This window comes from Photorhabdus asymbiotica, from assembly GCF_003634575.1.
GTDB classification, from domain to species: Bacteria; Pseudomonadota; Gammaproteobacteria; order Enterobacterales; family Enterobacteriaceae; genus Photorhabdus; species Photorhabdus asymbiotica.
In genome coordinates this window covers 380,462-394,733 of sequence record NZ_RBLJ01000003.1, presented here as the reverse complement: position 1 = coordinate 394,733, position 14,272 = coordinate 380,462, and the positions used below count along the sequence as shown (strand labels likewise).

The following is a 14,272-nucleotide window of genomic DNA, read 5'->3' as shown; positions in this document are numbered from 1 at the left end:
TCTATTCCTCCCGTGTGTCGCTGTATTGGAGAAGTTGTTTGAGTTCATCGCGGATTTTTTGGGTTTCTTGGTTTAACCGCACTGGATCGCCGATATCGCTAAGGACATGCTTTATTTTATTTGAGAGTGCTTTGCCGCTTTGACATCCTTTTATTTTACTCCAGGGGCCATTGGTGCTAAGAAACTGTCGTTGTCGGTTATAAATGTCTTTCATAACTTCTTGAGTAACAAATTTTTGCTGTTTTTGAGCTTGTTTAGAAGACCTTCTTTTTATTGCCAATGCCAATTCATTAAAAAAATAACCTTGTAATTGTGGGTCAGGGACAACGACCTTAAATAGTGTGTTTGGTTTTTCTTCTAATAAAGGCAATAGTCTGTTAAGCCACATTCCGGTACCAGGAATAAGGATTCGGCTGATATCGTAAATTACTTGCTGCTGAATAAAAGCATGGGCTTTAAACGTTAAATCTGTTTTCAGATTTCCTTGACCATCACGGTAGTCTTTGCAATTATCAATTTCTGCACATTTAAAATCACTTTCTCTGAGATTATTTAGACAGTGGAAGTCTGGAACCGAGATATTACCTATACGAATAAGATGTTCTAATGCTGTTTTATCGTCGGATTGTGAATATTGTCCGGCAAATGATTCAATTAATTGGTCAAGTAAAGTATTTAGCCTGAGAAAATCCAGTTTCCAGACTCTCTCATTTAACCGGATAATTGCATTTAATAAAGGCCCAAGAGTACTTTTTCCTGTGGCTGGAGCACCTAACAATAATATGATCATAATTCATCTTTTCCTGGGATAAATGTAACACATTAAAATTGAGTTCTGAAAATTTCAATCTGGACAGAAAGCCGTGGCTGGTCACAGAGTAATGGCCTCACAGCATGCCACGAATTTTCTCTCGGTTCAAAAAACACTGAGTTACCGACTAGTGGCTCAACTTCAAAAACAATATCATCCATATTTTGTGATCTTAAACCTAAAAATTGTCCGCCATTGGCACAATTCCAGGTTTCATTAAAAAACATCACGTGATTCAGAATTTTTTCAGGTTTATCCTTATGAGGTGAAATCCAATCACCAGTACGGTAATATTTATAAAATCCCATTTTGAATTTTAGTCCCGATATATCCAAATCTATGGCTTTAAGAATAGCATCTCGATATTGAACACTAGAAACTTCCTGATATAGAATTTGCCAGCATTTCCCGAGATTTTTAAAATCATTCTCAAGATCGGAAGTGGTGATTTCACGAACTGAAAAGCGGTACTGTTTCTCATGTTCTGTTCCTTTTTCTATATTGTGAAAACCACTATTGGGATAAGACTTAAAAAGTGGCTTGGGATCAGTAAATAGATTGGTTGTGATGCCAACTTTAAAAGGTTTAACCAATAACTCGGCATTTTTTATTGCATTAAAATCAATCATTTTGTTGTTCGAATAATTTATATTTTGAGATTAAGAGTTTATTTTGTAATGTCGCCTTGATGTGATTCTGATTTTTTCATCAAAGGCATATATGTCAATGAACTTAAGCTTTTCGGAAATTTCCTCACTAAAATGTGAATTAACACTTGTTTTTCGTGTCCTGTTCATATTAGCTATAATACAAACCTCATTTTCGTTATTAAAATAAAATCTTTCTATATCAATAGAAATATTACTGTAATTTGAGTGAAATGTTTTTACGCTAGCTATAAAATCACTGATTCCTTTGACTTGTGGATATTTAAGAAAAAATCCAGAATAGTTTTCTGCCAGGATATCGTTAGCACTATCGTACTGTTTCCTTTGATAAATTAATTGGTAAAAGTCTGTAATTTTCGATTTTTTTTGATTGCATTCAGATATATTAAACATTTTTTTACCGGTTGTTAGCTTGCGTTTATTCAGTCATATAATTTGGATATTCTTTAAGGGCTTCAACAAGATGGTGAATGATAAATGCCTCTTTACCATGACAATATTTGTCTATATCATTATTACAGATTTTTACTACTTGTTTTTTTAGATCGCCATATTCTTTTGCAATATGGGGATGTCTTCTTAAATAATTACGAAAAGCTAAATGCTTTACGATTTGTGGATCGCCGACTTTAAATGCGTGTACCTGATGTGTCCTGTTGTTACCCCCTTTTTGAAAATAGCGCCGGCCGGTGATGCCGAATTCACCTTTGGCCTTATAGCCATGAGACTGCATAATATCGGTATAGTTATCGAGTTCGTTAATATCATTGACTTCCACTAAAATATCGATGATTGGTTTGGCAGCGAGGTATTCGACGCTGGTACTACCAATGTGGTGGATTCGGTATATATTTCCGTTAAGTATATTATTTAATAAATTTGCTTCTGTTTGATACAATGCAGGCCATTGTGAATCGTACTCAACAACTTCAATTATTCTTTTTATCATATGCTTTATTCCATCAAGGTATATGGTTATTCAGTAATAAGTGTTAATGTTAATTATATTCATTAAAGTTTCTTATTGTCTATTATTGCAAAATTTAATAATTTTATTAAAGAATAAATCGAAATTTTCCGTATCGTTATAACTATAGCAACAACCGTAAGAGGGTAATTTACTAAGCTTCATTTTCACTTTTTCTCTAATGTCTTGCGTTATTTTGGGGGTAATAGACAAGTAGTCAATAAAGTATTTTATATTTTTCTCTTCTAGGAATAATTCACTATGCTTAAGATCTTGTGCGGCAATTGAAAATATATCACGGGTTGTAAATTTCAGGTTTATAAAAATGGCATTTTTTCTATCTCCTTGATATTTAAGTTTAAAAATATTTATAAACTCTTTTGTGTCAAATTCAAGTCGTTTTCGCTCATCCGGCGGTAAATGTTGTCCCGCATATCGATAAATCTCATCAGGGGAGATGTTTTGGGGACGGTTAGAATTAATATCCAATGAACACAAATGATCGTGGCTAATTGCACTTAAGTTCAGCCCAACACGTTTAGGCCAGCCGGAGAATTTTAATTCGTCACCATCAAGCCAGCCGACAATCATATCATCTGATAAAAAACTTGCACCCAAGTGAAAACAGGATTTAAACATGGTACTGGTTTTTCCTGCACCTTTAACACCATAGAAAATATAATTTTGTCCATGATAGTTAATGCCAGAGGCATGAAAAAATAGACAGCCTTTTTTAAACAGAGCGCAGCCAACGATATATTTTATCATACGAACAATAGCTCTACCCGCTAGCATATTATTTCGCTCGTATGTGATCTTCCAGTTTGTACCTTGCTGACTAATATCGATGAGAATTTCATCCTGTTCAGGTGTCTTTTCACACAATATTTTTGTAGTCTGCCCGTCATATTTTAAAATCCTCATTCCTTCACCCAGTACTTCATCGGTCATTAATATTGGAGGAAGGCGATGAGGTTTACTGTAATCCAATTCGATGTTCAGTTCACGAATAACGCTGTGAAGGTTATCTACAGCGTTAAGTTCAAAATGGCACAATATTTTCAGTACATCAGCATTGCCATGGATTTTAAATGCGGGTAGCAAACAGTCCTGGACGTTATCACATATATCTGTATTGCCATATATGCTTATAAATTCTCCTGCAAAGCTTAAACGGATATGTTGCATCTAATTATTGCCTTTCATAGTATTGTGTATTCTCAAGAATGGATAGGTTAGGAGTTTAACGCGTTTAAATTATTATCATAGAAAATTATAAATTCCTGATTTATTAAAATTAGGTTGGTAGTCATTTTATATGGCTCGTTTTTATTCTTTACTCATATTCAACGCATTGGTTATGCTGCGAGGCGTTTTATACCCGTGCTCATTGAAACTGCTTGATTTTCGCCCAAATGAGGTTCAGGGTATCCGTCATGAAAATATTCATTACCGACGAACAAAAAGCCGAACTTGAACACCTTCATCACACCTGCCGTGATAAGCGGGAGTGTGATCGTATCAAAGCGGTCCTGCTGGCCTCTGAGGGCTGGAGCTCTGTCATGATCGCTCAGGCCCTGCGCCTGCATGAAATGACCGTTAATCGTCATATCAGCGATTACCTTAATCACCGCAAACTCAAGCCCGACAATGGCGGCTCTCAGAGCCACCTCAGCGAAACACAGACGAAGGAACTTATCGCTTATCTGACCGCGAATCTTCTGCCCACCACACAGGCGGTTATCCACCTTGTCAAAGAAGCGTGGAATATCAGTTACACCGTTCCCGGCATGAATAAATGGCTGCACCACAATGGATTTAGTTATAAAAAACCGACCGGCGTGCCACACAAGTTCAACGCGGAACAGCAGCGGGCCTTTATAGAAACCTACGGGAAACTCAAGCAGGAAGCCGGAGACAATGAGCCCATCCTGTTCATTGATGGCGTCCATCCCACTCAGGGGACGAAACTGGCTTATGGCTGGATGCGTAAAGGCCAGAAAACCGTAGTGAAAACCACGGGAAGCCGTACCCGTCTGAACCTGATGGGAGCCCTGAATCTGGCCGATATCAGCAAAACAGTCGTACACGAATATGATCGTATCGACAGTTATCACATCGCAGAATTCTTCATTGCCCTGCGTGAAACCTATCCGGTCAGTCAGAAGGTTCATATTATCCTTGACGGAGCCGGTTATCACCGGAGTGAGTTGGTGAAAGACTGGGCTTATGTGATGAATATTGAACTTCATTACTTACCGCCCTACAGCCCAAATCTGAACCCGATAGAAAGGCTGTGGAAAGTGATGAATGAACAAGTCAGAAATAATCGTTACTTCGCCTCGGCGGCCTTGTTCAGGCAGGCAATACATCACTTTTTTACGGAAATATTACCGGAACTTGCCGGGAGTCTGTCACGCCGTATTAATGACAATTTTCAGATTCTGAATCCTGCATCTTCAAGTTAAGCGGGTATAAATGTTTCCGGGCCTAATAATGCATCAGGAATCATAATGTCAAACTCATTTTCAAGTTGCAAAACTAATCGTACCAACGTCATACTATCAATTCCACTTTCATCCAGTTTATCATCTGGATTAACAGTAACATCAGGAACAATCATTGAGATTTGCGCGCAGACTTCTTCTACAGTTATCATTATATAAGCTCTTATATGAAAAGGTGATTTTTATATTTCAAATGAGTGCTGGTAACTTTGGAAATATATGAATCGATCTATTTTATGAACTTGTTACCGCCCGGCTTTTATTCCTTTATATTGACCAATAATGATCCGATACACTTCTATTTTTGGTCTAAAGAGACATATCAATCATTATTTTGGCTATCTGTTTTAAATCTTCTTCTTTGTGTGCTGCGGAAGAATGTGACCAGTTCATGGTGACAATACCATTTTCAACAGAAAAGATAATAGATATATGGGAATACGCTAAATGATCAATAGGAATACATGAAGGTAGTTTAGTTATTCTTAATAATTTCTTTGTATTTCTGCGCGTTCCCGATATGTGTCCAAGGAAATTTACTTTAAACTGAGGAGTGGGGATACTTTCAAAAAGGCGTCGTTCATATTCGCTTCTTCCTTTAAAACGCCCTAATAGATAGCCATATTTAGGTGGTACTGTTGCTCTTGTGTACCCAATCTTTTTTGCTTCGTCCAGTAAAGAACCTGAAGACTTATTAATGAGAATAGGCCAAAAAGAAGTATAAGGCCCAACGGAAGATCTATCCTTGAGAGAGTCTCGTCCATTATCCCATAGCTCGACAGACAGAGAAGAAGAGGACATAAATTCAGAGACAGCTAAATTAAGTTTAGCCAGCAGGATATCAATTAATGTGATAGAAGTACCCATTGAAGAAAGAAGATATTGACTGGCTGAAGGTGAAAACTGGACTGTCCAGCTTTTTCTGGTCGCAGGTTTAGTTTCAATATGTTGAAATACAGGAAGTTGAGCTGATTTGTTCCAATCAGTGTTTAGCCAGTAAGAAATATCTTTATGGAAGTCATTATGGAGATAGTGTGTAACTTCAGACGTCCAATCTAGAAAACGGCAATGGGGTAAGATGGCGGTTTTATTATGAAGTAATTTCCACATACTGGATTCTATGTTCCTTAAAGACAGCTTGTCATAGACAAGATGATTTCCAATAAAAAGGAGATTACGTTCCGTATCTTTTCTAATTAGAATAAAATGCGTTAATGGGCCTTCCGAAATATTAAGGTGATAATTGTAGTCATGGAAAATCCTGTTGGCTGCTTCCGTAATTTGCTCATCCTCATGGCATTCTATTTCTGAATAATATAGAGAGACATCTTTTGTATTCAGAGAGGCGTGCCATTCGCCGGAAGTTTTCTTAAAGACTGACTTTAATGCTGGAAATAACTCAAAAATACCTAAAGCGGCTATTTTAACTTGTAAATCTGATACATCACTGGGCAATTCATAAAGAATTGCGGCATTATTTTGTCGGGCAAGGAAAATTTTTTCATATTCGAGCATATAATACTGAAAGGGAGCAATATTTATTGTCATTGTGATTTACCTGTATTAATGAAGTTAAACACGGGATCAATGATATCCGCCGGACTGGAGTTTCCATAATCTGCTATATATGCCGTTTGCATTAAGCAACTGGTCATGAGTTCCTTGTTCTACGATTTCACCTTTTCGTAAGACGATTAATCGATCCATTGAAGTAATGGTGGAAAGACGATGAGCAATCATAATAACCGTTTTACCCTCCATTTTAGACAATATCTCTTGCTGAATAGCTGCTTCGATCTCACTGTCTAAAGCCGAGGAGGCTTCATCAAATAAGAAAATTGAAGCGTCTTTTAACATAACTCGGGCTATGGCTATCCTCTGTCGTTGGCCTCCGGAAAGTTTTATTCCTCTTTCTCCAACAAAAGCATCAAGGCCTTTGCGTTTATTTTTGTCTTCAAGGTCTTGAATGAATTCGTCAGCTCTGGCAAGTTTTACCGCGATTTCTATATCATTCTGACTAATATCATCTCTACCCAGAATAAGGTTGTCTCGGACAGAACGGTGAATCAACCCGCCTTCTTGGGTAACAGCGACAACTTCATTACGCAGAGAGACTTGTGTGACTTTAGCAATATCCTGTCCATCAATCAGAATCCTGCCAGAGTTGGGGTTGTAAAGACGTAAAAGTAGGTTGAGAATTGTTGTCTTACCGGAGCCGGATGGACCAACAATACCGACTTTCTCACCGGGTCTAATCTTAAGATTTAAATCATTTATTACGGTCTTATTTGAACGATAGCCAAAGCAGATATTTTCAAAAACGATTTCCCCTGTGGATATTTTTAATTCTGTTGCGTCATGAGCATCAGTTATTTCAAGCGGTTTTGATATTAGCTTGGCGGCGCTTTGCAGAGCGCCAATATGACGCATGAGAAGATTTAGTTGCGACAATAGGCCAGAAAGCATGGTATTTAACCGTAACACTAAGCCCAGTGTAAAAGCGATTGCGCCGGTTGTTAATACGTTATCTGACCAACTGATAAATGAAATCCACGTCGTCATGGCGATCATTAAACCTGATAATAATGTAACTAAATTGGTGGCATTTGAGATATTACCGGTAAGTAGTTTTGTATCTGAATAGTATTCGTCGAAGTTATTTCTGACAAAAGTTGAACCTTGACTATTAGCACCAAAAAGTTTCAGAGTAACGACATTAGCAAAATTGTCTATAATTGCACCTTTTACTTTTGAACCACTGTCAGAATGTTGCACTGCGTACTTACGGATTCTGGGAACATAAAAGAATGCAATCGCAAAATAAATAGCAACCCAGATGAGTAACGTAACCGCTATCATGGGTTCAGTTTTGCCAATGAGGAATATGGTAGTCAATGTATATATAATAATAAACCATAGCGTTTGGATCAGCGTGTTGATTAAATTCACGATAGAACCACCCGCATCCCAGACTCTACGTTCTATGGAACCGGCTAAGTTACTGTTAAAGAAATTCAAACTTTGTTGAATTATGTAGGTATATGTTTGCCAGCGTACCATCATACTGAAACCCAGTGTGATGGTTAAATTCTGAATTAGCGATAATAACCAAGTGAATAACGTTCTTATAAAGATTATGATGACAGCCATGATAAAAAGCTCAGTGCCGTATAATGCGATTAGTGCAGATAAATCTTTGGGAGAAGTATTGAGCATATCAACAATATGGCCAATAAAATAAAACATACCCGCTTCTATTCCGGCAACAAAACCGCTCAACAGTAACATGAAAAAAATAGGCAACTTTGCCTGTTTTAAATAATGAGTAATGAATTTAATGGATGAATCTGGTGGCATACTTCCAATAGAATTAAAAGGCTTAATCCAGTTAGCAAACCAATTATTAATGTTAAGTTTTTTAAACATAGCAAGCGTTATCTATAATTTGGATTATGAGAAAGATACTGGTATGAATAAATTGTTTGTTATATTTTACTAGGTCATTTTTAAAATCCATAAATCGAAAATATCTTGATAAAACCTATCATTATGAACCATTAGACTGGCAGACTTAGCATCGCGACAGAATATTTCAGCGCCAAACTCATCAAAAGGTGTCATGGTATATTTTAAACCTAGTGCTTCTTCAAGAAGATATGATGCATTACGGATATTTCTTGCAGTTTCTGTTTTGATAACATTTAAAGAAAGTTTGCGAGAAGTATCAGAGATACTGTAATTTTTGTATAAGCAGTCCTGAATAAGACATCTGTTGGTATATTCTAAAGCGATGACCTGGGATATACGATTTCGAAATAAGGCATCAGATAACTTTTTGCTCAACAGACTCTTTTTTTTCCGGAAAGAGGATCTTATTCGACTAAGGACACCTTCTAGTCCACCATTATAAGAAGACATCCAGCCAATGTGCGCAATTGGAACAAAAGTTGATGCAAAGATTGTTGAAAGGTTGCCTATTATCTGCTCAGTATTGATATAAGTATCAATCTCAATTGGACCGCTAGAGGTTGATCTATTGCTGCTCAGAGGGTAGCCGCTAGTAGATTTTACGTATTCCTTTGGCAGTAAAACTAAATATCTGTCAGAAGGCGTTATGTCTTTATGTTGCATGGAAATAACAAAAAAATCAGCATCATATCTATAGCTACAGACCGGAGCGCTGCGTATCACCCTCAGTTTATCCCTTTCTTCAGACAGAACATTACTCGCTATTTCATTATATTCAGAAGTTACAGAAGCAATTAATGATTGATCACGCACAAGCTGTTCATATATTTTCGGAGATAATTGACGGATTGTATTTATCTGTTGGTTATGCATAACCCAGCAAATGGATGCAGAAATAGAGTATTGACCAATAAGATGCGCTATATAACTGAAGAGATTAGCAGATTCATAATCAGTAATAAGGTGATAAAGTAGGTTATTGGCTTTTAATGAATTAAAATACTCACGAGGAAACTCATTATTGTAATCACAGGTCTGAAAATATTTTAGTCCAAAAGTCCTAAGAATAGACTCATGGGAGTTTTTAATATTATTATTCAACAGTAATCTCCTGGGCTGGTTCTCGCATGAGGAAATTTGAAATCCCTGTATTAGCAGCATAAGCGCCACAATTAGGAATCGTTAGTATATCTCCTTGGAATAATTGCGGTAATAACGTATTTAGGGTTAAATAATCGACTGGTGTACATAGAGGACCATATATAGCTGTAGGTAGCATGATATTGTTATTTTTATTATTGGAAACATGAAAATCCGGCTGTTGATGGATTAATCGGCCACTAGCTGAAATCCCATTTAAAATATTTATACCGGCACTTATGATCAATATTTGATAACCATTTCTTTCTTTAACATCTAAAATTTCTGTTTCTAAAATACCACATGATGCAACAAGATATCTTCCGAACTCAAAGCATGATTCGATATCAGGCAAAATACCTTCTACTTTAGTAGGGGAAATAATGGGTTTTCCAGAGCGCATAAATGGCCATTCTAGGCCACCGCCATAGTTAACATACTTTAATTTATATCCAATTATGGATTCGATTTCAGATACAATTTGATTGGTTTGAATAACAGAAGCTCTGAATCCAGTTTCGTTTATTTGTGTGCCACTATAAAGATGAATGCCATACACATCGTTATCACCATTTGCGACGTAATTTTTCACTTCTTCAAGAGTGATACCAAATTTAGAATTTGGCATCATCATATTTAAGCGGCCATTATTGTTAGGAATGAATAAGCGTAGAATCCGTTTAAAATTTTTTCCGATTTGTTTTTCAACGATATCAAGTTTATCAAGCTCAGAGAGTGACTCCAAACTGAAATAATTCACGCCTTTTTCTGCTGCAAAGTCGATATCTTTAATGGTTTTTCCTGGCCCGCCATAAACAATGTAAGCGGGGTTAAAACCTGCGTTTATTGCAATAATTAGCTCTCCTGGTGATGACACTTCAGCCTTTAAGCCCAGCTGTGATATAAACGTTAAAATTTCAATATTAGGATTGGCTTTAATAGAGTAGTAAATTCTGTGGGCAGGAATTGATGATTTTAGTTCGTTGTATCGTTCTTTAATTTCGCTAAGACGATAAATAAATCGGGTAGTAGAATGTTTCATCTTTATTCCGGCCTCTTGGATTTATAATTAGCAGTCATATCTAAGTGGGTTGAGATAGTTATAGCTATTTTAGTTGCAATTGTACCTAGCTGTTTAATCAGAGATTGACGAATATATTGTATTGTAATCGTGTTATCAGAGATGCATTGCAAATAACATCCAGAAGCGTCGGCGGAGGCTTTACAGGTTATTATACCAGGGATGGACAATGCCGCATTTTCTATTTCTACGGCACTGGTTCTTTGACCCAAGATTTTAATTTGTGAATCTTTTCTTCCTTCAACATATAAGAATCCCTTACTGTCAGTGAAGCCTAAATCTCCGGTATTTAATGTTCCATGGAAGTTTTTACGAATAATTTCGCCAGAAGGCATAAAAGAAAGTGTTCCTAGTGCAACGTTTGATCCTGAAACAATAATTTCTCCTCTGCCTTGAGAATCAGGATTATCAATAGCTATTCTTGCGCAGGAAATTGCCTGTCCAACTGACCCTGGAAAATCAGGTTTATCATCGGGCAGTAAAATGCTGACTCTTTTACATTCAGTTAGTCCGTACATTGTGTAAAATTCGGTTTTATGAAATAAATCGATTATCTGATTAATCAGACCAGTTGAAATGGCTTCACCGGTAGAAGTTATTTTCTTGATTGAATCACCATTAAATCGTGTTCTAAAAAGCGGAATAAGTGCTGTAACCATAGAGGGGACAATAGGTAAAATAGATGCATCAAATTTGTCGATAAAACTTACGGATGAGATTGACATACCTTCATCAATAAGACAAATAGTTGCATCAATATTTTTGACTAGAAGATATTGATAAAAGCCATAATCAAAAGCCATCGGCAGGAAATTTATCACTCGATCCGTGTGAGAATATTTTAATTTTTCTTGGATAGATGAAACTGCTGTGCTGATGTTGTTATCAGACAGAAATACCAATTTTTTATCTCCGGTAGAACCTGAAGTAAAAAAACAGAGTCTTGCCAGCTGTAACCAATCGGAAACAAGATGAGTGTGAGTATTATTGAATGGTATAATGTTATTATCTTTATAAACTGCAACAGCAAAAGGGAGAGATTGGATTAGTGATTTTACATAACTGAATTCAATTGATGAAGGTAAAGGAATAAAAGGAATATCTAAAATCTGTGCGGCTTCATAGCAAAAAATATAATCTATTTTTTCTTTTGACCAGCAACAGAGTGCATAAATTTTAGGAATGTTATAAATAGAGCAGGATAGATTTTTGCTTTTTTCTATTACATCATAATAATCCAACTCTAAGCCTTTACTCGTTATAATTCTCAAAATTTCACCATCAATTATTTTCGGTAATATTTTCTCAAAATGGATAATGGTAATTATAAAATATCCGATTTTTTTAACCCAGAGCCGCAGAGAGGTTCTACCAACATCAAACAATCTTACGGTTTTTTCTTATCCACTGTTTCTGGCAAGATAATACCTAACGTTAATACGTTTAGGCATGTATTATCCTTCCTTTAAGTGAGTTTTTAGGTTGAGATGACCAAAATACTATTTGGATCGAGTTTCTTTTATAATTTTTACGCATGGCATTAACGGAATGTAGAGAGTGGTCTGAACGTTTGAAGACAATAGACCTTCCAGGGTAGGGTTCTATCATATTTACAACATTTCCATGAGTATCGTGGACCACAAATTCACCGCCAAGATCGGTACCAAGACTACCACTGAGATAAATCAGGTGGGTGACTAACTTAGGTTCCCGGTCAGTATGTGGGGACATAAAACAGTTCTCAATATATTGGTTTAAAATGATCTCAATTTTCCCGTTAGCAAGTTTGCAGTTGGTGATACGTTCTATATTCTTTCTGTATTGATTCGATTTAATATATTCAATAAAGTTTAACCAACATTTATTGAGTTCAATGGATATCGGAGAAGTTTCAAACTCGCTGTAAATTTTCAGTTGCTTGCATAAATAAGTCTTATCAGAGCCATTTTTTCTTTCTGACATTTGTAAATATTTTTCAGGAAAGTTATCTATAAGGTTATTAATAACAGGAGTTGCTAGTATGTTATCACTTAAACTCCATGGCCAAGGAGTACCCGTTTTAAAATTAGAAAAATTCATCATGATAGTCAATTTAATTTGTGGTTATTAGTTAATTATAAATTAGCATCTAGGGAAGACTGATGGGGGTTTGAATTTATTCGATAGTTTCCACGTTGGCATTTAGCATTCGTAAATTAGCTAGCATATTGCTATAACCACGTTCTAAGTGGTGTGCTCCTTTAATTGTTGTTTCACCGCCTCTAATTAATGAAGCAATTAACAGGACCGCGGCGGCTCTTAAGTCAGTGGCGAAAACTTCGGTTTGATTATCGTGTAACACGTTGGGAAATATCGATATGCGGTTAGCGCATTTTGCTATATTAGCACCTAATTTTTTTAATTCAGGAACATAGGCAAAACGCTCTGCCCAGACCCTTTCCTCTATGCATGAATGACCATCAGCATAACACATTAAAAGTGCAAAAAATGGTTGATGGTCGCTATAAATGCCGTGGCTTTTGACGATAATTTTACTTTTATATAATTGCTGGACCTTTAGGATAAAGACTTTATCTTTATTGAAATTTACATCAATACCCATCTCCTTGAACAGTGTTATTTCAGCACAAAGTCCTGATTGAACTTTCTCAATTTTTTTGCATTCTAATTGAATGGAAACTTTAGCCAAAACAGACAAAGTAAGGTAGGTAATGATTTCTGAGACATCGGATACAAGCGTCATTTCGATAATACGCGTAGTATTCTCAGCAGAATCAACAGTACCATGTTCAATGATTATTTCTTTGGAGGTTCCAGATACCCGATAACCCGCAGTCGATAAGAAATCCAGTAATTCGGTAACATCCGGTTTCATATAGGGGTTTTGAATCACGGTTTGACCGTTAGTGACAAACATTGCTGCTAAAATTGCTGTTTTAGTCGCTCCGGAGACCAAAGAGCCTGTCAATTCATCGGCAACATCCGAATAGTCCATGATATCTATTGAACAAGCACTAAATCCGTTAGTATAACCAGTCGTCGTTTCACCAGCAGTCGAGAAGCTGGCACCAAAGCGTGTTAACACACTTAACATGTGTTTAATTGGTCTGGAACCTCCCTGACCTATTGTACATCCACCAAAAGACTGATAAGTAACTTGACCTAATTTTCCCAGTAATACCGGAATCAAATAAATAGAACCGTGGATTTTATCTGCCATGAAAGGGGGAATTATTGGTGTGTTTAACTGAGTACATATGATTTCTAGGTAATCATTTTTATGGATGCAAGTGCCACCAAGCTCATTGATAATTTGGCTAATAATAATGGTATCTAAAACATGGGGAACATTGCGGATAATAACTTTGTTATTTAGAGCAACAGAAGCAGCCATAACTAAAGTTACTGCATGTTTAAAGCCACTAACTTTGATATTTCCCCCCGTCAGTCGGCTGGGTGTTACCTTTAATGATTTCATAAGTGAAGTATACTCTTCATCCTTCAAGTTGCTGTTTTTTTGGCTGCGTTCACTTGCCACCACGCGGCATCTTGAAATCTATTGGGTAGGTGTTTTTATTATAATTTTGTTATTTTTATGATAAGCCGTAATATTAATACGATAATAATGAT

Annotated in this window: 14 protein-coding genes; 1 reads left to right on the top strand and 13 read right to left on the bottom strand. The window is 36.5% G+C overall.

Annotated elements, in window-relative coordinates:
• Nucleotide 1: 1 nt before the first annotated feature.
• The 5 genes from BDD30_RS14010 to BDD30_RS13990 all read right to left on the bottom strand — a co-directional run bounded on the left by BDD30_RS14010 (nt 2) and on the right by BDD30_RS13990 (nt 3,634).
• Nucleotides 2-790: a hypothetical protein gene (locus tag BDD30_RS14010; protein WP_012776808.1), complete on the bottom strand. Its 789-nt coding sequence runs from the start codon at nt 788-790 to the stop codon at nt 2-4.
• 32 nt (nt 791-822) lie between these two features.
• Nucleotides 823-1,440: a 2OG-Fe(II) oxygenase family protein gene (locus BDD30_RS14005; protein ID WP_012776809.1), complete on the bottom strand. Its 618-nt coding sequence runs from the start codon at nt 1,438-1,440 to the stop codon at nt 823-825.
• 30 nt (nt 1,441-1,470) lie between these two features.
• On the bottom strand, nt 1,471-1,872 hold the full coding sequence (locus BDD30_RS14000) for a hypothetical protein (RefSeq protein WP_012776810.1): 402 nt from the start codon (nt 1,870-1,872) through the stop codon (nt 1,471-1,473).
• Nucleotides 1,873-1,897: 25 nt separating this feature from the next.
• On the bottom strand, nt 1,898-2,428 hold the full coding sequence (locus BDD30_RS13995; protein ID WP_012776811.1) for a GrpB family protein: 531 nt from the start codon (nt 2,426-2,428) through the stop codon (nt 1,898-1,900).
• A 72-nt stretch (nt 2,429-2,500) separates the two neighbouring features.
• Nucleotides 2,501-3,634, bottom strand: coding sequence for a hypothetical protein (locus BDD30_RS13990; protein WP_012776812.1), 1,134 nt, complete (start codon nt 3,632-3,634; stop codon nt 2,501-2,503).
• A 248-nt stretch (nt 3,635-3,882) separates the two neighbouring features.
• Here BDD30_RS13990 and BDD30_RS13985 point away from each other — a divergent pair, with 248 nt between their 5' ends.
• On the top strand, nt 3,883-4,914 hold the full coding sequence (locus tag BDD30_RS13985; protein ID WP_041381472.1) for an IS630 family transposase: 1,032 nt from the start codon (nt 3,883-3,885) through the stop codon (nt 4,912-4,914).
• On the opposite strand, the gene BDD30_RS13980 is transcribed toward BDD30_RS13985, so the two are convergent.
• From BDD30_RS13980 to BDD30_RS13945, 8 genes are all read right to left on the bottom strand, one after another.
• Complete coding sequence (locus BDD30_RS13980; protein ID WP_012776814.1) at nt 4,911-5,105, bottom strand: phosphopantetheine-binding protein; 195 nt, start codon at nt 5,103-5,105, stop codon at nt 4,911-4,913. The two genes, BDD30_RS13985 and BDD30_RS13980, sit on opposite strands and share 4 nt — an antisense overlap.
• A 157-nt stretch (nt 5,106-5,262) precedes the next feature.
• Nucleotides 5,263-6,501, bottom strand: a complete 1,239-nt coding sequence (locus BDD30_RS13975) for a condensation domain-containing protein (RefSeq protein WP_012776815.1) — start codon at nt 6,499-6,501, stop codon at nt 5,263-5,265.
• Between the two features lie 36 nt (nt 6,502-6,537).
• Nucleotides 6,538-8,379, bottom strand: coding sequence for an ABC transporter ATP-binding protein (locus BDD30_RS13970; RefSeq protein ID WP_012776816.1), 1,842 nt, complete (start codon nt 8,377-8,379; stop codon nt 6,538-6,540).
• Nucleotides 8,380-8,448: 69 nt separating this feature from the next.
• Complete coding sequence (locus tag BDD30_RS13965; protein ID WP_041381535.1) at nt 8,449-9,522, bottom strand: hypothetical protein; 1,074 nt, start codon at nt 9,520-9,522, stop codon at nt 8,449-8,451.
• The gene (locus BDD30_RS13960; protein ID WP_012776818.1) at nt 9,515-10,603 is read right to left on the bottom strand and encodes a type III PLP-dependent enzyme domain-containing protein; all 1,089 of its coding nucleotides are present in this window, start codon (nt 10,601-10,603) and stop codon (nt 9,515-9,517) included. Before BDD30_RS13960 ends, BDD30_RS13965 begins: the two co-directional genes overlap by 8 nt.
• A 2-nt stretch (nt 10,604-10,605) precedes the next feature.
• Nucleotides 10,606-12,027: an AMP-binding protein gene (locus tag BDD30_RS13955; RefSeq protein WP_049795182.1), complete on the bottom strand. Its 1,422-nt coding sequence runs from the start codon at nt 12,025-12,027 to the stop codon at nt 10,606-10,608.
• A gap of 58 nt (nt 12,028-12,085) precedes the next feature.
• On the bottom strand, nt 12,086-12,721 hold the full coding sequence (locus BDD30_RS13950) for a 2OG-Fe(II) oxygenase (protein ID WP_041381537.1): 636 nt from the start codon (nt 12,719-12,721) through the stop codon (nt 12,086-12,088).
• Nucleotides 12,722-12,797: 76 nt separating this feature from the next.
• Nucleotides 12,798-14,180, bottom strand: coding sequence for a hypothetical protein (locus BDD30_RS13945; RefSeq protein WP_041381538.1), 1,383 nt, complete (start codon nt 14,178-14,180; stop codon nt 12,798-12,800).
• Nucleotides 14,181-14,272: the final 92 nt, after the last annotated feature.

Coding starts and splice junctions, on each gene's coding strand:
- BDD30_RS14010 (WP_012776808.1), bottom strand. CDS start 790: ATGATCATATTATTGTTAGGTGCTCCAGCCACAGGAAAAAGTACTCTT.
- BDD30_RS14005 (WP_012776809.1), bottom strand. CDS start 1,440: ATGATTGATTTTAATGCAATAAAAAATGCCGAGTTATTGGTTAAACCT.
- BDD30_RS14000 (WP_012776810.1), bottom strand. CDS start 1,872: ATGTTTAATATATCTGAATGCAATCAAAAAAAATCGAAAATTACAGAC.
- BDD30_RS13995 (WP_012776811.1), bottom strand. CDS start 2,428: ATGATAAAAAGAATAATTGAAGTTGTTGAGTACGATTCACAATGGCCT.
- BDD30_RS13990 (WP_012776812.1), bottom strand. CDS start 3,634: ATGCAACATATCCGTTTAAGCTTTGCAGGAGAATTTATAAGCATATAT.
- BDD30_RS13985 (WP_041381472.1), top strand. CDS start 3,883: ATGAAAATATTCATTACCGACGAACAAAAAGCCGAACTTGAACACCTT.
- BDD30_RS13980 (WP_012776814.1), bottom strand. CDS start 5,105: ATGATAACTGTAGAAGAAGTCTGCGCGCAAATCTCAATGATTGTTCCT.
- BDD30_RS13975 (WP_012776815.1), bottom strand. CDS start 6,501: ATGACAATAAATATTGCTCCCTTTCAGTATTATATGCTCGAATATGAA.
- BDD30_RS13970 (WP_012776816.1), bottom strand. CDS start 8,379: ATGTTTAAAAAACTTAACATTAATAATTGGTTTGCTAACTGGATTAAG.
- BDD30_RS13960 (WP_012776818.1), bottom strand. CDS start 10,603: ATGAAACATTCTACTACCCGATTTATTTATCGTCTTAGCGAAATTAAA.
- BDD30_RS13950 (WP_041381537.1), bottom strand. CDS start 12,721: ATGAATTTTTCTAATTTTAAAACGGGTACTCCTTGGCCATGGAGTTTA.